Origin of the sequence: Streptomyces jeddahensis, from assembly GCF_001642995.1 — a bacterium.
GTDB classification, from domain to species: Bacteria; Actinomycetota; Actinomycetes; order Streptomycetales; family Streptomycetaceae; genus Streptomyces; species Streptomyces jeddahensis.
Window position 1 is genome coordinate 17,363 of sequence record NZ_LOHS01000064.1, and the last position, 17,079, is coordinate 34,441.

22 protein-coding genes are annotated in these 17,079 nt (G+C 71.5%); 6 read left to right on the forward strand and 16 right to left on the reverse strand.

The genetic code is table 11. From position 1 onward, the window contains the following. Positions 1-11: 11 nt before the first annotated feature. On the reverse strand, positions 12-377 hold the full coding sequence (gene hisI / locus STSP_RS10950) for a phosphoribosyl-AMP cyclohydrolase (protein WP_067275434.1): 366 nt from the start codon (positions 375-377) through the stop codon (positions 12-14). A 146-nt stretch (positions 378-523) separates the two neighbouring features. Here hisI and STSP_RS10955 point away from each other — a divergent pair, with 146 nt between their 5' ends. Next, on the forward strand, positions 524-1,159 hold the full coding sequence (locus STSP_RS10955; RefSeq protein WP_067275362.1) for a TIGR03085 family metal-binding protein: 636 nt from the start codon (positions 524-526) through the stop codon (positions 1,157-1,159). A gap of 28 nt (positions 1,160-1,187) precedes the next feature. Here STSP_RS10955 and STSP_RS10960 read toward each other — a convergent pair whose 3' ends face one another. From STSP_RS10960 to hisD, 11 genes are all read right to left on the reverse strand, one after another. Beyond that, a complete protein-coding gene (locus tag STSP_RS10960; protein WP_067275364.1) occupies positions 1,188-1,598 on the reverse strand; it encodes a PIN domain nuclease in 411 nt (136 codons plus the stop codon). Next, positions 1,595-1,813, reverse strand: a complete 219-nt coding sequence (locus STSP_RS10965; RefSeq protein WP_067275366.1) for a hypothetical protein — start codon at positions 1,811-1,813, stop codon at positions 1,595-1,597. The genes STSP_RS10960 and STSP_RS10965 overlap by 4 nt, the downstream gene beginning before the upstream one ends. A gap of 93 nt (positions 1,814-1,906) precedes the next feature. Then, positions 1,907-2,140 (reverse strand): type II toxin-antitoxin system VapB family antitoxin, encoded by a 234-nt coding sequence (locus STSP_RS10970; protein WP_067275369.1) that lies wholly within the window; start codon positions 2,138-2,140, stop codon positions 1,907-1,909. A 78-nt stretch (positions 2,141-2,218) separates the two neighbouring features. Beyond that, positions 2,219-2,983, reverse strand: coding sequence for an imidazole glycerol phosphate synthase subunit HisF (gene hisF, locus STSP_RS10975; protein WP_067275377.1), 765 nt, complete (start codon positions 2,981-2,983; stop codon positions 2,219-2,221). Position 2,984: 1 nt separating this feature from the next. Further along, a complete protein-coding gene (locus STSP_RS10980) occupies positions 2,985-3,380 on the reverse strand; it encodes a RidA family protein (RefSeq protein ID WP_067275382.1) in 396 nt (131 codons plus the stop codon). Beyond that, on the reverse strand, positions 3,377-4,117 hold the full coding sequence (gene priA / locus STSP_RS10985) for a bifunctional 1-(5-phosphoribosyl)-5-((5-phosphoribosylamino)methylideneamino)imidazole-4-carboxamide isomerase/phosphoribosylanthranilate isomerase PriA (RefSeq protein ID WP_067275384.1): 741 nt from the start codon (positions 4,115-4,117) through the stop codon (positions 3,377-3,379). The genes STSP_RS10980 and priA overlap by 4 nt, the downstream gene beginning before the upstream one ends. After that, a complete protein-coding gene (gene hisH / locus STSP_RS10990; RefSeq protein ID WP_067275386.1) occupies positions 4,117-4,767 on the reverse strand; it encodes an imidazole glycerol phosphate synthase subunit HisH in 651 nt (216 codons plus the stop codon). The genes priA and hisH overlap by 1 nt, the downstream gene beginning before the upstream one ends. Further along, the gene (locus STSP_RS39590; RefSeq protein WP_198547312.1) at positions 4,758-4,922 is read right to left on the reverse strand and encodes a hypothetical protein; all 165 of its coding nucleotides are present in this window, start codon (positions 4,920-4,922) and stop codon (positions 4,758-4,760) included. Before STSP_RS39590 ends, hisH begins: the two co-directional genes overlap by 10 nt. Before the next feature lie 4 nt (positions 4,923-4,926). Further along, positions 4,927-5,520 (reverse strand): imidazoleglycerol-phosphate dehydratase HisB, encoded by a 594-nt coding sequence (gene hisB, locus STSP_RS10995; RefSeq protein WP_019328035.1) that lies wholly within the window; start codon positions 5,518-5,520, stop codon positions 4,927-4,929. Further along, positions 5,517-6,680: a histidinol-phosphate transaminase gene (locus STSP_RS11000; protein WP_408646260.1), complete on the reverse strand. Its 1,164-nt coding sequence runs from the start codon at positions 6,678-6,680 to the stop codon at positions 5,517-5,519. Before STSP_RS11000 ends, hisB begins: the two co-directional genes overlap by 4 nt. Positions 6,681-6,685: 5 nt before the next feature. After that, positions 6,686-8,011: a histidinol dehydrogenase gene (gene hisD, locus STSP_RS11005; RefSeq protein WP_067275391.1), complete on the reverse strand. Its 1,326-nt coding sequence runs from the start codon at positions 8,009-8,011 to the stop codon at positions 6,686-6,688. Positions 8,012-8,322: 311 nt separating this feature from the next. On the opposite strand from hisD, the gene STSP_RS11010 reads away from it, so the two are divergent. The 4 genes from STSP_RS11010 (at position 8,323) to ybaK (ending at position 12,346) form a co-directional block, all read left to right on the forward strand. Continuing rightward, on the forward strand, positions 8,323-9,840 hold the full coding sequence (locus tag STSP_RS11010; RefSeq protein ID WP_232789589.1) for an oxidoreductase: 1,518 nt from the start codon (positions 8,323-8,325) through the stop codon (positions 9,838-9,840). Between the two features lie 155 nt (positions 9,841-9,995). Continuing rightward, positions 9,996-11,027, forward strand: a complete 1,032-nt coding sequence (locus tag STSP_RS11015; protein WP_067275396.1) for a hypothetical protein — start codon at positions 9,996-9,998, stop codon at positions 11,025-11,027. Positions 11,028-11,055: 28 nt separating this feature from the next. Further along, entirely contained in the window at positions 11,056-11,796 is a 741-nt protein-coding gene (locus STSP_RS11020) for an LON peptidase substrate-binding domain-containing protein (RefSeq protein WP_067275398.1), read from the forward strand. A gap of 46 nt (positions 11,797-11,842) precedes the next feature. Then, the gene (gene ybaK / locus STSP_RS11025; protein ID WP_067275401.1) at positions 11,843-12,346 is read left to right on the forward strand and encodes a Cys-tRNA(Pro) deacylase; all 504 of its coding nucleotides are present in this window, start codon (positions 11,843-11,845) and stop codon (positions 12,344-12,346) included. 100 nt (positions 12,347-12,446) lie between these two features. On the opposite strand, the gene STSP_RS11030 is transcribed toward ybaK, so the two are convergent. From STSP_RS11030 to STSP_RS11045, 4 genes are all read right to left on the reverse strand, one after another. Further along, a complete protein-coding gene (locus STSP_RS11030) occupies positions 12,447-13,121 on the reverse strand; it encodes a hypothetical protein (RefSeq protein WP_067275403.1) in 675 nt (224 codons plus the stop codon). A 34-nt stretch (positions 13,122-13,155) separates the two neighbouring features. Next, positions 13,156-13,986, reverse strand: coding sequence for an ABC transporter permease (locus tag STSP_RS11035; protein ID WP_078067069.1), 831 nt, complete (start codon positions 13,984-13,986; stop codon positions 13,156-13,158). A gap of 94 nt (positions 13,987-14,080) precedes the next feature. Further along, the gene (locus STSP_RS11040; RefSeq protein WP_067275404.1) at positions 14,081-15,061 is read right to left on the reverse strand and encodes an ABC transporter ATP-binding protein; all 981 of its coding nucleotides are present in this window, start codon (positions 15,059-15,061) and stop codon (positions 14,081-14,083) included. A 263-nt stretch (positions 15,062-15,324) separates the two neighbouring features. After that, complete coding sequence (locus tag STSP_RS11045) at positions 15,325-16,554, reverse strand: NYN domain-containing protein (RefSeq protein ID WP_067275405.1); 1,230 nt, start codon at positions 16,552-16,554, stop codon at positions 15,325-15,327. 283 nt (positions 16,555-16,837) lie between these two features. Between STSP_RS11045 and STSP_RS39595 the strand changes: the two genes are divergently transcribed. Continuing rightward, positions 16,838-17,008: a hypothetical protein gene (locus STSP_RS39595; protein ID WP_198547313.1), complete on the forward strand. Its 171-nt coding sequence runs from the start codon at positions 16,838-16,840 to the stop codon at positions 17,006-17,008. Positions 17,009-17,079 lie beyond the last annotated feature (71 nt).

The following is a 17,079-nucleotide window of genomic DNA, read 5'->3' on the forward strand; positions in this document are numbered from 1 at the left end:
GGCGGGCGACCTTACTGACTCAGAGGGAGGACGTCGGCGTCGAAGCACGTACGGGCGCCCGTGTGGCAGGCGGCGCCGACCTGGTCGACCTTCACGAGCACGGTGTCGGCGTCGCAGTCGAGGGCGACGGACTTGACGTACTGGAAGTGGCCGGATGTGTCGCCCTTGACCCAGTACTCCTGGCGGCTGCGCGACCAGTACGTGCACCGCCCCGTGGTGAGCGTGCGGTGCAGCGCCTCGTCGTCCATCCAGCCGAGCATGAGCACCTCACCGGTGTCGTACTGCTGGGCGATGGCGGGCAGGAGTCCGTCCGCGCTGCGCTTGAGGCGCGCGGCGATCTCCGGGTCCAGGCTGCTGGGAGGGGGCGTGCTGCTCATGGGTGCCATTGTGCGGGATGGGTACGACAACGCGGCGCGCCGTCCGCCCGGTGGACAGTCGCCGTGCGCGGACCCCGTGGCCCAGTTGCGCCCCTGCACGGCCCCGTACCGTGGCAGGCGCCGGGGCGCGGCCGTACGCTTGCCCCATGTCGACCCATGCCAAGCGTGAACGACTGCTCCTCGCCGACCTGTTGGAGGCGGCGGGGCCCGAGGCGCCGACCCTCTGCGAGGGCTGGCAGACCCGTGATCTGGCCGCGCACGTGGTGGTGCGCGAGCGCCGTCCGGACGCGGCGGGCGGAGCGCTGATCAAGCCGCTGGCGAGCCGCCTGGAACGGGTGCAGGCCGAGTTCGCCGCCAAGCCGTACGAGGAGCTGATCCAGCTCATCCGTACGGGCCCGCCGCGCTTCTCGCCGTTCGCGCTGAAGCAGATCGACGAGGCGGCGAACGCCGTCGAGTTCTACGTCCACGCCGAGGACGTGCGCCGCGCCCAGCCCGACTGGACGCCGCGCGAACTCGACCCGGTCTTCGCCGACGCCCTCTGGTCCCGCCTGGAGCGCTCGGCCCGCATCCTGTGTCGCGGTGCGACGTCGGGCCTGGTCCTGCGCCGCCCGAACGGCCAGACGGCCGTCGGCAAGCGCGGCACGCCGGTCGTCACGGTCACCGGGGAGCCGGGCGAGCTGACCATGTTCGCGTTCGGCCGCCAGGAGGCGGCGAACGTGGAGCTGGACGGCGACAAGGACGCGATCGCCAAGCTGCACGAGACGAAGCAGCTGGGGATCTGAGGGGCGCTGCCGGCTCCTGGAACGGCCTTCAGCCGGTCTGCGGCTGGAGCCGGAGCATGGAGATGTCCGGGCGCACTTTGGCGATCGCTGCGAAATCGTCGTCCACGTGCAGGACCGTCAGGCGATGCTGTTCGGCTGTCAGCGCGATGAGGATGTCCATGGGCGACGGCCCACGATGGTGGCCGATCTTCACCAGATCCCGCTGGACCGCGATCACCTTCGGCCATGGTTCTTCCAGAGCGGGCACCCAGCCGAAGGTCCGTCCGAGCATCGTGAAGAACGGCTCGTAGTCGCGGTCTGCGCGCAGCCCCGGCATGAGCTCGGACTCGACGGGCGGGCAGATGGAGACGAGTCCCCGAGCCACGTGCTGGGGCCAAGGCTCACCGATCTGCCCTCGCAGAAGTCGCCAGACGGCTGACGTGTCGGCGAGGTAGTTCACAGGCCCGAACGCTCCCGCTCCTCGAGCACCTCGAAGTCGAGGAACTGTCCGGCGTTGTCCTGCAGCCAGCGCAGCGCCCGCGCACGGTCATCCGCGCTGATTGCGGCAGCTATCGACAATGCACGGTTGATGGTGTCGCGCTTCGTCGCCGTACCGAGCTGCTGCTGGGCGAAGGCGAGCATCTGATCGTCGACGTCCACAAGGGTCTTGGACATGCCTGCCTCCTCGGCCGCGATATATATAAGAAGCCCCAATATATCTCGCCCCGGTTTCTGGCGTCCAGCGCCGACTCAGCGTGGGGATTCTGACTACTTGACGGGCGCCCGCCGGGCGCGCTTGGCCGCCTCATGGGCCGCCGCCGCCTGGTCGAATTCGCCCGCGGCGCCACGCGCGGCCAGTTTCTCCGCGGCCTCCAACCGCCGGACCCGGGCCACGTAGTCGCGCAGGGCCATGTTGACCGCGTCCTGCTTGGTCTTCGAGCCCATCAGCCGCATCGCCTCGGCCAGCGCCTCGTCGTCCAGATCGATGCGCGTGACAGACATGGAGCACCACCTTCCGTGTGCGCTGTACACAAGCAAGATGCCGCACAATGCATCACGGCAAGCAGTGGTTGCCCTACCTCAGCGCACAGGGTGCCCCGCCGCCCGCAGCGCCCCCTTCACCTCGCCGATCCGCAGATCACCGAAGTGGAACACCGACGCCGCCAGCACCGCGTCCGCGCCCGCCGCGACCGCCGGCGGGAAGTCGGCGAGCTTGCCGGCGCCGCCGGAGGCGATGACGGGAATCGTGACGTGCTTGCGGACGGCCTCGATCATCGCGATGTCGTAGCCGTCCTTCGTGCCGTCGGCGTCCATCGAGTTGAGCAGGATCTCGCCCGCGCCCAGCTCGGCGGCGCGGTGGGCCCACTCGACGGCGTCGATGCCGGTGCCGCGCCGGCCGCCGTGGGTGGTCACCTCGTACCCGGACGGGGTGCCCGCGTCGGTGCGGCGGGCGTCGACCGACAGGACCAGGACCTGGCGGCCGAAGCGCTCGGCGATCTCGCGGATCAGGTCGGGGCGGGCGATCGCCGCCGTGTTGACGCCGACCTTGTCCGCGCCCGCGCGCAGCAGCTTGTCGACGTCCTCGGCGGTGCGCACGCCGCCGCCGACGGTGAGCGGGATGAAGACCTGCTCGGCCGTGCGGCGCACCACGTCGTACGTCGTCTCGCGGTTGCCCGACGACGCCGTGATGTCCAGGAACGTGAGCTCGTCCGCGCCCTCGGCGTCGTACACCTTCGCCATCTCGACGGGGTCGCCCGCGTCGCGCAGGTTCTGGAAGTTCACGCCCTTGACGACACGGCCGTTGTCCACGTCCAGGCAGGGGATGACTCGGACCGCCAGGGTCACCTCAGGCTCCTCTGAAAGCTTCTAGTTCCACTTCGACCAGGATGCGCGGGTCGACGAAGCCCTCCACGACCAGCATGGTCGCGGCCGGGCGGACGGAGTCGAACAGCTCCTTGTGGGCCCGGCCCACCTCGTCCAGGTCCCGCGCATGGGTCAGATACATACGCGTACGGATCACCGACTCGATGCCGAGCCCGAACTCGGCGATCGCCTCGAGTGCGTGCGAGAAGGCCACCTTGGCCTGCTCGTACGGGTCGCCCTCGCCGTACAGCACGCTGCCCTTGAAGGACGTCGTACCCGCGACGAGGACGCGGTCGCCCGCCGCGACGGCGCGCGCGAAGCCGATGGAGTCCTCCCAGGGGGTCCCGCTCTGCACGCGCCGCACGGCATCGGACGTCATCGCGACACAGCCTCCAGGGCCTCTTCCAGCGTGAACGCCTTCGCGTACAGCGCCTTGCCCACGATCGCGCCCTCCACACCCAGCGGGACGAGCTCGGCGATCGCCCGCAGGTCGTCCAGGGACGAGACGCCGCCGGAGGCGACGACCGGGCGGTCGGTGGCCGCGCACACGTTCTTCAGCAGCTCCAGGTTCGGGCCCTGCAGCGTGCCGTCCTTGGCGATGTCCGTGACGACGTAGCGGGCGCAGCCCTCCTTGTTGAGGCGCTCCAGCGTCTCGTAGAGGTCGCCGCCGTCGCGGGTCCAGCCGCGGCCGCGCAGCGTGGTGCCGCGTACGTCGAGGCCGACCGCGATCTTGTCGCCGTGCTCGGCGATGACCTTGGCGACCCACTCGGGGGTCTCCAGGGCGGCCGTGCCGAGGTTCACGCGGGTGCAGCCGGTGGCAAGGGCGGCGGCGAGCGTGTCGTCGTCGCGGATGCCGCCGGACAGCTCCACCTTGATGTCCATCGCCTTGGCGACCTCGGCGATCAGTTCGCGGTTGTCGCCGGTGCCGAACGCGGCGTCCAGGTCGACGAGGTGCAGCCACTCGGCGCCCGACCGCTGCCAGGCCAGGGCGGCCTCCAGCGGAGAGCCGTACGAGGTCTCCGTACCGGACTCGCCGTGCACCAGGCGGACGGCCTGGCCGTCGCGCACGTCCACGGCGGGGAGGAGTTCAAGCTTGGCGGAGGACTTCGAGGGCATCAGAGGGTTCCGATCCAGTTCTTGAGCAGCTGCGCTCCGGCGTCGCCGGACTTCTCGGGGTGGAACTGCGTGGCCCACAGGGCGCCGTTCTCGACGGCGGCAACGAACGGCTTGCCGTGCGTGGACCAAGTGACGAGCGGGGCACGCATAGCCGGGTTCGCGGTCTCCATGGACCAGTCGTGCACGGCGTAGGAGTGCACGAAGTAGAACCGGGCGTCCGGGTCGACGCCCTTGAACAGCTCCGTGCCAGCCGGGGCGTCGACCGTGTTCCAGCCCATGTGCGGGACGATCTCAGCCTGGAGCGGCTCGACGGAGCCGGGCCACTCGCTCAGGCCCTCGGTCTCGACGCCGTGCTCGATGCCGCGGGCGAACAGGATCTGCATGCCGACGCAGATGCCCATGACCGGGCGGCCACCCGACAGGCGGCGGTCGATGATCCAGTCGCCGCGCGCCTCCTTCAGGCCCTTCATGCAGGCGGCGAAGGCGCCGACGCCCGGGACGAGCAGCCCGTCGGCGTTCATGGCCTTGTCGAAGTCACGCGTTATCTCGACGTCGGCGCCCGCGCGGGCGAGGGCACGCTCGGCGGACCGGACGTTCCCGAAGCCGTAGTCGAAGACGACCACGTTTTTTGCCTGGGTACTCAATTCCACACCTCCAGCCGGAGGACGCCCGCCACGAGACACATCGCGGCGCCGATGGAAAGCACCGTGATGAGGCTCTTCGGCATCTCCTGCTTGACGAAGGAGATGATGCCGCCGATGAGGAAGAGCCCGACCACGATGAGGACGGTGGACAGTCCGTTCATGGCTTTACAGCGCACCCTTCGTGGACGGAAGGATGCCGGCGGCGCGCGGGTCACGCTCGGAGGCGTAACGCAGCGCCCGCGCCAGCGCCTTGAACTGGCACTCCACGATGTGGTGCGCGTTGCGCCCGTAGGGCACGTGCACGTGCAGGGCGATCTGCGCCTGCGCGACGAAGGACTCCAGGATGTGCCGGGTCATCGTCGTGTCGTACTCGCCGATCATCGGCGCCATCTTCTCGGGCTCGGTGTGCACGAGGTACGGGCGGCCGGAGAGGTCGACGGTCACCTGGGCGAGCGACTCGTCCAACGGCACCGTGCAGTTGCCGAAGCGGTAGATCCCCACCTTGTCGCCGAGGGCCTGCTTGAAGGCGGCGCCCAGCGCGAGGGCCGTGTCCTCGATGGTGTGGTGCGAGTCGATGTGCAGGTCGCCGTCGGTCTTCACGGTCAGATCGAACAGACCGTGGCGGCCGAGCTGGTCGAGCATGTGGTCGTAGAAGCCGACGCCGGTCGCGATGTCGGTCTTGCCGGTGCCGTCGAGGTCGATCTCGACGAGGACCGAGGTCTCCTTGGTCGTCCGCTCCACGCGTCCTACGCGGCTCATGCGCTCTGCTCCTTCGGGGGCGTGGGGGTGTCCCCCACAAAACACTGCAACTCACGAACCGCGTCGAGGAACGCGTCGTTCTCTTCCGGGGTGCCTGCGGTGACCCGCAGCCACCCCGGTACGCCGTTGTCCCGGACCAGGACGCCCCGGTCGAGGATCTCCTGCCAGGCCTTGTGCGCGTCGTCGAACCGCCCGAACTGCACGAAGTTCGCGTCGGACGCGGTGACCTCGTAGCCGATCGCGCGCAGCTCGGCGACCAGGCGGTCGCGCTCGGCCTTCAGCTGCTCGACGTACTTCAGCAGCGTGTCGGTGTGCTCGAGCGCGGCGAGCGCGGTGGCCTGTGTGACGGCCGACAGGTGGTACGGCAGCCGTACGAGCTGGACCGCGTCCACGACCGCCCGGTGCGCGGCGAGATAGCCGAGGCGCAGCCCGGCCGCGCCGAACGCCTTGGACATCGTGCGCGAGATGACGAGGTTGGGCCGTCCTTCGAGCAGGGGCAGCAGCGAGTCGCCGTGGCTGAACTCGATGTACGCCTCGTCGACGACGACAAGCGCCCCGGCAGTCTCAGCCTTCGCGGCCTGCGCGGCTTCGTACAGCGCGAGGACCGTCTCGGGCGGGACCGCGTTGCCCGTCGGGTTGTTGGGCGTGGTGATGAAGACGACGTCCGGCCGGTGTTCGGCGATGGCCTTCTCGGCGGCCGCCAGGTCGATCGTGAAGTCGTCGTTGCGCGGTCCGGAGATCCAGCCGGTGCCCGTGCCGCGGGCGATCAGGCCGTGCATCGAGTACGACGGTTCGAAGCCGATGGCCGTGCGGCCGGGTCCGCCGAAGGTCTGCAGCAGCTGCTGGATGACCTCGTTGGAGCCGTTGGCGGCCCATACGTTCTCGCGGCCGACCGGGTACTTGCCGGTCCTGGTCAGGTACTTGGCGAGTTCGGTGCGCAGCTCGACGGCGTTGCGGTCGGGGTAGCGGTTGAGGTTGCGCGCGGCCTCGCGCACGCGCTCGGTGATCCGCTCGACGAGCGGCTCCGGGAGCGGGTACGGGTTCTCGTTAGTGTTCAGCCGGACGGGCACGTCCAGCTGGGGCGCGCCGTACGGGGACTTGCCGCGCAGTTCGTCCCGGATGGGCAGGTCGTCGATCGTCAGGTCGTTCGCTTGCGTCACGTCGTTCACTTGCTCTCCGGGACCTTCCATCCGAACCGCGCCTTGACCGCCGCGCCGTGCGCGGGCAGGTCCTCCGCCTCGGCCAGGGTCACCACGTGGTGCGCGACCTCGGCGAGGGCGTCGCGCGTGTAGTCCACGACGTGGATGCCACGCAGGAACGACTGCACGGACAGGCCCGATGAGTGGCAGGCGCAGCCGCCGGTGGGCAGGACGTGGTTGGACCCGGCGCAGTAGTCGCCCAGCGAGACGGGCGCCCAGGGGCCGACGAAGATCGCGCCCGCGTTGCGGACCCGGTCGGCGACGGCGGACGCGTCGGCGGTCTGGATCTCCAGGTGCTCGGCGCCGTACGCGTCGACGACCCGCAGGCCCTCCTCCAGGCCGTCCACCAGGACGATCGCGGACTGCTTGCCGCTGAGGGCCGGGACGATCCGGTCCTCGATGTGCTTGGTGGCGGCGACCTGCGGCTTCAGCTCCTTCTCGACCGCGTCGGCGAGGTCCGGCGAGTCGGTGACGAGGACGGCGGCCGCGAGCGGGTCGTGCTCGGCCTGGCTGATCAGGTCGGACGCGATGTGCACCGGGTCGGCGGTGTCGTCGGCGAGGATCGCGATCTCGGTCGGTCCCGCCTCGGCGTCGATGCCGATACGTCCCGTGAAGTACCGCTTGGCGGCGGCGACCCAGATGTTGCCGGGCCCGGTGACCATGTTGGCCGGGGCGCAGGACTCGGTGCCGTACGCGAACATGGCGACGGCCGTGGCGCCTCCGGCCGCGTACACCTCGTCGATGCCGAGGAGCGCGCACGCGGCGAGGATCGTCGGGTGCGGAAGGCCGCCGAAGTCCTTCTGTGCCGGTGAGGCGAGGGCCATGGACGGGACGCCGGCCTCCTGCGCCGGGACCGCGTTCATGATCACGGACGACGGGTAGACGGACCGGCCGCCCGGCGCGTACAGGCCCACGCGGTCGACCGGCACCCATTTTTCGGTCACCGTGCCGCCGGGCACGACCTGCGTGGTGTGCGAGGTGCGTCGCTGCTCGCGGTGGACGATGCGGGCGCGCCGGATGGACTCCTCCAGGCCCGCACGCACGGCCGGGTCCAGCTCGTCCAGGGCCCGCTGCAGCGCGGCCGCGGGGACCCGCACCTGGTCAAGGCGTACGCCGTCGAACATCTCCGCGTAGTCGATCAGCGCCGCGTCGCCCCGATGATGCACGGCCTCGCAGATCGGGCGCACCTTCTCGAGGGCGGCCGATACGTCGAAGTCGGCTCGGGGCAGCAGGTCGCGCAGGGCGGGGCCCTCGGGAAGGGCGTCGCCGCGCAGATCGATTCGGGAAATCACATGGCCAATTCTCTCAGACCGCGACCGGCGCCCGGACGTCTGTATCAGTGTCTGATACGCGCGTCCGCATCCGCTGATACGGAGGGTCCGCGGCATGCGCTACGGGCGACCGCGGCGAGCGGACACAGACCCTCCGTGTCCGCACACGAAATCGCCACTCCGCGCGTTCAGCCGGTCACCCAGCGGGCATGACCGGTGGTACGAACCCACGAGTAGATGTGGCGACGGGCATACGGGGAGGAAGAAGAGACGTGGTCGACACCACGGGCACGGGCGAGCCACCTGAGGCGCTGACAGAGGTCGAGCGCGGGATGTGGCAGGCGTTCCGCAGCGGCACGGTCTACGACCTCAGCAGCGGCGACCAGGCGGTGGACGATCCGCACGGCGGCCCGGCATGGGGCCCGGAGCGCAGTGTGCGGGCGCGGATCGTGTGCTGGCTGCTGCTCGACGGGCCGCCCGCGCTGCCCGGCCGGGTCTCCGCGCTGAAGCTGGTCGGGGTGCAGATCACGGACCTGCTGGATCTCGCGGGCGGCACGGTCGTCCCGTATGTCGAGATGAAGGCGTGCCGGTTCGAGAAGGAGATCCTGCTGCCGGAGGCCCGCTTCACCACGGTCCGGCTCGTCGATTGCTCGATCCCCCGGCTCGAGGCGGCCCGGGTGCACACGGAGGGCGATCTGCATCTGCCGCGGTGCCGTTTCCACAAGGGGATACGGCTCACGGACGCCCAGATCGGCACGGACCTGCTGCTCAACCAGGCGGTCGTGCACCGGGACCGGCGTGGGCGCTCCATCATGGCGGACGGCCTGACCGTGGGTCAGGACCTGCAGGCCGAGATGCTCCAGGCGCACGGCGAGCTCAGCCTGCGCGGCGCGAAGATCGGCGTCTCGCTGAGCCTGCGCGGCAGCCGGCTGGCCAACCCCGAGGGGCGCAGGGCGCTGAACGCCCCCCAGCTGACGGTGGAGCGCTCCCTCTACCTGACCCCCGCGGGCCTCGGCAATCCGGTGCTGACCAGCGGCACGACGCCGGCCCGCGGCACCCGGGTCCAGCACTTCGAGTGCCTGGGCGGAATCCGGCTCGATGACGGGCGGTTCGGCGACGCCGTCGATCTGGAGCAGGCGAGCTTCGTCATGGAGCACGACCAGGAGCTGTCGCTGCGCCGCATCCAGACGCCCGAGCTGCGCTTCCTCGGCCGGCGGCCGGAGCGGGGCCGGGTCGTGCTGTCGGGGGCGAGGATCGTCAACCTCATGGACATGGCGGAGAGTTGGCCCGGGCCCGGCGGCCTCGCCATGGGCGGCTTCGCATACGAGAACCTGGTGCCCCGCCGCAGCTTCCCACTGGCCCGCAGACTGGACTGGCTGGCCGCGGCGACCCCCGAGTACAACCCGGAGCCGTACGAGCGGCTGGCGACCGTGCTGCGCAACAGCGGTGAGGACGCCGACGCCCGCGAGGTGCTGCTGGCCAAGCAGCGCCGCCGCCGCGAGACGCTGCCGCTCGCGGCGAAGCTGTGGGGATACGTGCAGGACTGGACGGTCGCCTACGGATACCGGCCGGGGCGGGCCGCCGTGTGGATGACCGTGCTGTGGGCGGTGAGCGCGGTGGCCTTCTCGCACGCCGACCACCCGCCTCTCAAGGGCGGCGGCGAGCACCCCGAGTGGAACGCCTCGCTGTTCGCGCTGGACCTGCTGCTGCCCGTCATCGATCTCGGCCAGGACGGCTACTGGAAACTGCACGGCGGCTGGCAGTGGGCCGCAGCGGGGCTGATCATCGTGGGCTGGATCCTGGCGACGACGGTGGCGGCGGGGGCGACGCGGCTGCTGCGCAGAAGCTGAACCGTCACGCGACTACTGCGCAGAGGCTGAACCGTCACGCGACAGCCGCGCAGATTGCTGAACCGTTATCTCGCGCAGGCAACCATCTCTGCAGTTCAGCGGTCTCTCCACCGCAACCATCAATCGAGCGACCCCAGGAGGGCGAGCCCCCACCCATGGCCCTGCTGGATGCCCTGTTCCGCGCCGCGCGGATGGCCAGGCACACCCCGCGCCTCGCCGCGGGACTTCCCCCCGACGACGAGGTGCTCCTCGACGCGCCCGACGACCGCCTCGCGCCCGCTCTCGTCGCCGCGGGCCGGGGCGAGTACGACCTAGCCGCCAAGCTCCTCGCCGCCACGCGCGAGTCCGCCGAATGGGAGAACCGCGACCGGTACGTGATGCGTCTGGCGGGCTTCGCGCAGTCCCGCCCCGAGTGGTTCGCGTACTGGCAGTTCGCCGCCCCGCACGACCCGGACGCCCTGCTGGTGAAGGCACAGCTGGCCGTCGTCCGCGGCTGGGAGTCCCCGGCCCGCGCCGAGCTGCTGCGCGAGGTGAGCCCGCTGATCGCGGCGGCCGCGGACGGCGACCCCCGCGACCCGGTGCCGTGGCGCATCGCCCTGGACCACGCCCGCGGCACCAACGCCCCGCACACCGTCTTCGAGGAGCTGTGGACGGAGGCGGTGCGCCGCTCGCCGCACCACTACGGCTGCCATGTGGCAGCGCTCAAGTACCTGTCGGCCGCCTGGTACGGCTCGCACCGCGAGTGCTTCGACTTCGCCGAGCGCGCCGCCCAGGACGCACTCCCGGGCTCCCTGGTGCAGGCGCTTCCCGCACGCGCCGCCTTCGCGTATCTGACGAGCGACCCGGGCGGCGGCCCGGCGGGTTTCGCCCGGCTGGTGCCGCGCGAGCGTCTCGACGCCGCCGCCGACCTCGCGATCGCCCTGTCGTCCGAGTACGCGGCCGCGGACCCCTGGCCGGCGGAGGTCCGCAACCTCCTCGTCTACGTCCTCGTCCGGCTCGAGCGCTGGACCGATGCCCTGGAGCAGCTGCGGCTGACCGGGCCGTACGCGACCTCGTTCCCCTGGGACCGGGTCTCGGACGATCCGCTGGGCCAGTTCCTGGAACTGCGCGACGGCGTTCGCATCGAGGTCGCCTCGGCCATGCCGCTGCGCGCCCGCCGCGTGGCTGAGGACACCGGCGGCCGATAGCAGGCGGCGACCATTAGTCTTTTACGTCGTGACCACCGTCCGGCTCCCGCTCTTCCCCCTGAACTCGGTGCTGTTCCCGGGGCTCGTCCTGCCGCTGAACATCTTCGAGGAGCGCTATCGCGCCATGATGCGCGAGCTGCTCAAGACGCCCGAGGACGAACCGCGCAGGTTCGCCGTCGTCGCGATCCGCGACGGCCACGAGGTGGCGCCCAGCGCGCCCGGCCTGCCCGACCAGACGGCGCGGCCCGAACGCGGCCCCGCCGCGGGCTTCGGCGACGACCCGCTGAAGGCGTTCCACGGCGTCGGCTGCATCGCGGACGCGGCGACCATACGGGAGCGTGAGGACGGCACGTTCGAGGTGCTGGCGACCGGCACCACCCGGGTCCGGCTGCGCTCGGTCGACGCCTCCGGGGCGTTTCTGACCGCGGAGCTCGAGGAGCTTCCGGAGGAGCCGGGCGACGAGGCGGGCGCTCTCGCCGACGGCGTGCTGCGCGCCTTCCGCACGTACCAGAAGCGGCTGGCCGGGGCGCGCGAGCGGTCGCTGTCGACGGGCGCGGAACTGCCCGACGAGCCGTCGGTCGTGTCGTACCTGGTGGCCGCGGCCGCGATGCTCGACACCCCGACGAAGCAGCGGCTGCTGCAGGCGCCGGACACGTCGTCGCGGCTGCGCGACGAGCTGAGGCTGCTGCGCACCGAGACGGCGATCATCCGCAATCTGCCGTCGCTGCCCGCCACGGAGCTGACCCGCGCGCCGACCAGCCTCAACTGACCGACGACACAGGTCCAACTGCCGCAGGGGAGAAGCGAGAAGCCGGATGGCGAAGAAGTCGAAGAAACAGAACCAGTCCGGGGGGACCCCTGCGACCGTGGCCCTCACCGCCGCGGGCACGTCGTTCACGGTGCATGCGTACGAGCACGACCCGGCGCACCCCTCGTACGGCGAGGAGGCGGCCGAGGCCATGGGTGTGTCACCGGAGCGGGTGTTCAAGACGCTGGTCGCCGAGGTCGACGGCGAACTCACGGTCGCCGTCGTGCCGGTCTCCGGCTCGCTCGACCTCAAGGCGCTGGCGTCGGCGGTGTCGGGCAAGCGCGCCGCGATGGCCGACCCGGCGGCAGCCGAGCGCACCACCGGCTACGTACGCGGCGGCATCTCACCCCTCGGCCAGCGCAAGAAGCTGCGCACCGTACTCGACGCATCCGCGGAGAAGCACGAAACGATCTGCGTCTCGGCAGGCCGCCGAGGCCTGGAAATCGAACTGGCCCCGTCCGACCTGACGAAGCTGACGGACGCGGTACTGGCGCCGATCGGCCGCGCATAACGCGTTCTTACCGTTGTGGGCAGGCGTTCCGCAGGGCTGGGGGCACCTCCCAGCGGTAGCTGGGGGAGGGTGGGCACAACACCACGACGGCGGTGCCCCCTCAGGCCCCGGCGGCGCCCCCGTACGGGCCCGGGTACGGCTCGGGATCCCGCGGCCCGAACAACGCGGTCAACCCGAGATGCACGGCCATGGCCGCCACAGGCCAGGCCAGCAGGGCCCCCTTGGCATTCAGCTTCAGCGGCGCATCAAACGTGACCCCCTTCCCCACCGCCTTGGCATGCGCCACTACATCTTGCGCCGGCCCCAGCCAGACCCCGAGCCGCCAGGCCAGCACCGACCCGAGCAGCCCGCCCAGGGCGAGCCCGACGACCAGCGGGATGCCGCCGCGCCTGCGTATCAGGAAGACGACGAGCCCGCTGACCGCGCCGAAGGCGAGCGCCAGAAGGGTGAAGGTGCCGTCGACACCGATGGCCTGCTCACCCTCGGTGTCCTTCAGATAGACGGCGCTGTCGTCCGCGACCAGCGGGACGCGCGGCGCCAGCCAGAGCCACAGCAGCCCCAGCAGGACACCGCCGACGGCCACCGCGACCGTGATCACGGCGGCCTGCCGCAGTTCGGTCTTCATGCCGGGCCCGTCCTCGTCGTATGCATACGCGACAGGCGGCACCGCACCTCCTCCAGCGGGACCGGCGGGTCCCGAGGGTCCGGCAGCCGGGGACTGCCAGGGGCCGTGCGCGGGCGGTTGATGCGGCGGTGGTGTCAGCGGTGCGGTCACCCTGACATCGTGCCAGTCCCCGCCGCGGGACGCGTCATCGGACGGCGGCCCGACGGTACGCCATGGTGGCCACGGTCAGGGACACGACGCCGACGGCCGCGCACACGGCGAGGTCGAGGAGCACGGCGGCCCAGTCGGGGTGCGGCCCGAAGGTGCGTGCGAAAGCCTCCACGCCGTACGTGGAGGGCAGCAGGTCACGCGCGTACTGCACGACGGACGGCAGCCGGTCCGGCGGCAGCACGCCGAGCAGCAGCGCGGCGGACATGCCGAGCTGGCCGAGCAGCGTGGCGAGTTCGGGCCGCGGCGCGAGCAGCCCGAGGGCGGCGCCGAGCCCGGCGAGTGCGGCGCCCGCGAGCGGGATCACCGCGACCAGCACCCACAGGTGCGCGAGCGGCAGCTGGAAGAGGGTGCAGCCGACGACGGCCGTGACGACCGTGCCCGGCACGGTGAAGGAGGCGTACGCGGCCGCGGCGCCCAGGACGACGGCGGCGGGCGGCACCGGCAGCGTGGCGTAGTGGTCGAGCCCGCCGTCCGCCCTGAGCTGCCCGAAGTACTGGGCGAGCAGGTTCAGTGCGACGAACGCGACGACCAGGACGGACGACCCGGCCACGACGGCCCGCGCCTCTCCCCCGCCGTCGACGACGCCCCGCATCAGGATCATGATTCCGATGGACTGGAACGTGGCCACGAACAGCAGCGGGATGCGGGCGACCCGCGCCCGGGAGAGCTGCGCTCTGTATACGGCCGCGAGCGCGGGGAACAGGCGGGCGCGGGGTGCGAGCACGGCGGCACCGTGGACGGCCTCTCCGCCGCCGGCGCCACCGCCGCCCGCGTGAACGGGGGCCTCCAAGGGCACGGCACTCATCGCACACCACTCCTGTCCGGGCCGTGGACGCGCCCGCACGCGCCATGTGCGTCGGCGACCGAGGTCAGGGCCGAGGTCGCACCGTGGGCGGGGGTCATGACTTCACCAGGCCCTTCACGCTGTTCTCGCTGCCGCCGAGGGCGAGGTAGACGTCCTCCAGGCTCGGCGTGGCGAGCGTGAAGTCGTCGAGGGCCGCGAAGGCGGCGCCGCCGGTCACCGCGGCGACCGCGGCACGGGCCTCGTCCGGGGCCAGACGCAGCGTCCAGCGGCGGCCGGACTCGACGGCGGAGCCGCGCAGCGCGGCGACCTCCGGCACGTCGAGCGGCGCCTGCTCCCGCCACACGAGCTCCACCCGTACCGCCCCGGCGACCTTCTCCTTCAGCCCCGCGGGGGTGTCGCAGGCGATGACGCGGCCGCGGTCGAGGACCGCGACCCGGTCGAGGACCGTTTCGGCCTCGATGACGTTGTGGGTGACGAGCAGCACGGTCGTGCCGCGCTCGGCGCGGCGCCGGTCGACGGCCCCCCAGACGGCGCGGCGCGCCACGGGGTCCATGCCGGTCGTCGGCTCGTCGAGTACGAGGAGGGGGCGCTCGCCGACGAGCGCGGCGGCGAAGCAGGCGAGGCGGCGCTGCCCTCCGGAGAGTTTCTTCAGCGGCCGCGCGGCGATGGGGCCGAGCCCGAGCTCGTCCAGCACGGCGTCCCGCTCGGCCCGCGCACGCCGGACGTCGAGTCCGCGCAGCCGCCCGGTGGTCTCGGCGGCCAGCGACACCGTCAGCTCGTCCAGGGCGGTGGACTCCTGCCCGAGGTAGGCGAGGATCCGCGCAGCCCGCTCGGGGTGGCGCACGATGTCGTGCCCGAGGATGCCGATGCTTCCGGCGTCGGGCCGCATCAGACCGGTCAGCTGGCGTACGAGGGTGGATTTGCCGGCACCGTTCGGCCCGAGCAGCCCGAAGATCTCACCGCGCCGGATGTCGAGGTCGACGTCGTCGGTGGCCCGCACCTCGGCCGTAGCGGGCACCCCCCGCCGCCCGCGCGTCGCGGGATACGTCTTCACCAGGCCCCGCACGGCACACACGACATCGATACCGTGTCCTGACAGTGCGGTGCGCGTACTCACGAAGGACGAGCCTACGTGGTCGAGCCCCCGGCGGTTGCGCCGGGGCCCGAGCCTGCGCCGCCTGCGGGCAGTCGCTCCGCGCGCCGCCCCCCCGCCTGTGGGCAATCGTTCCGCTGGGGCGGAACGGGTGGGCACAGGCGGACCCTCCGACGCAGGGCACACCGTCGTACCCCCGGGCACCCCGACGCCGGGCACCCCGACACACGAGGGCACCCAGAGACTCAATCCCCCGCGGGAGCATGCTCCGCAGCGGTCCGCACCCCGACCTCCCGCCAGAACCCCGCCCGAATCGCATACCGATCATGCTCATCGATCTGGTCATCCTTATGGGCGAGCAGCCCGAACCGCGCCGCGTACCGCAGCAGCTCCCCGTCGATCCGGTGCGGAATCCGCGGATACATGGCGGACAGCCGCTGCACATGCCCCTGATCCGGCAGCCGCTCCATCCAGCGCCGGGCGAAGACCTCCCCCACCTCGTAGGGATCGCCCCCCACCGTCGTGATGTCCTCCTCGCGGTCGGCCCACCCCTGCTCGGCGGTCGTGAGCTGCGCGAGCGTCGGCAGCGATGCGGCCTCCGGGGGCTCGGCGATCCCGGTGCGGTCGACCCAGCCCCTGTCGGACGACCAGCGCAGCGTCGCGCCGGCGGGATGCTGTGCCGCCTGCGTGCCGGGGCCGCGCAGGGCGGCCAGGTCCTTCGGCGTGGGAACCCCCTTGGGGGCGGCCGCCGGGCCGCGTTCGCCCGTCCCGTTGCCCGTACGGGCCGCGGGCGGGTGCTGCACACCGGACGGCTCGCCGTCGGGCCGCTCGGTCGCGGCGGCGAGTGCGGACTCGGGCAGCGGCGCGGAGAGGATCGCGGCGATCTCGGGTCGCGGCGCGGGCGGCGTCGTGCAGATCCCGCCGAGCTCCTTGGCCCGTACGGCCTTGGTGATCCAGGCCCGATCGAGGACGCGCCGCTCGTCGGCCTCGGCGACGAGGTCCTCGGACTGGTTGTAGTCGCTTCCGGCGGCCTGCACAGCCCACAGGTGCACGGCGACCCCGTGTTCCTTCGCCGCCATCATGCCGGGCAGCAGATCGCCGTCGCCGGTCACGAGCACCACATCGGAGCAGGCCCGGTTGCGCGCCAGTTCGGTGAGCTCGGCGTGCATCGCGGCGTCGACGCCCTTCTGCGCCCAGCGCCCGTCGCTGCGGGTCAGAGCACCGAGCCGGACGGTCACCCGCGGCATCACGCGCAGCCTGCGGTGCTCCGGCTGCGGTACGCGGTCGGGGGCGCCGTCGAACCAGTAGATGCGCAGCAGCGGCCGCTCCGTATCCGACTCGGCGCGGTCGCGCAGCCCCTGGATGAGGGCGGCGTGGTCGACGGTGATCCGGGACCGGGACGGCTCCCCGGCGAGGAGACTCGCGGCGGCCCCCAGCAGATATCCGGCGTCCACCAGGACGACGCAGCGGTCCACGCGATCCACCCTCTTTCCCTGGGCATTTCCTCGAGGTTTCCCTCAAGGGTCTTCGGAGGCCCGCACGTACCGACGAGTGCGGGTGTGCTTCGGGTTTCCTTCGAGTCTGCCCGACCATACGGGTGTTAACGGCCCGAACTCGATCTTCGGCGTGGCGTATCGGCGGATCGGTTCCCTGCATCCCTTATTACGCACGGTAATTCTCTGAAATGCGCTGCTTGTCATCGTATGTGAATCTGGTCCCGGCCCTGGCCCCTAGATCCCCCACAGGAGGCTGATCACCATGGCCAAGAACAAGAACCGCAAGCAGGGTGCCCAGCAGGGACGCGCTTCGCAGCCCGAACAGGCGGCGCAGGAGGCGAAATCGGTCGCGACCGAAGCGCACTCGGAGATACCCCAGGGCAACCCTGCTGATGTTGCCCGTAAGCAGCAGCGTCGCTTCGGCCACAACTGACGCCTTTCCATAAGGCTCACGCGGCCGTAGGTACGCCACGAGGGGCGCACCCAAAGGCGGGTGCGCCCCTC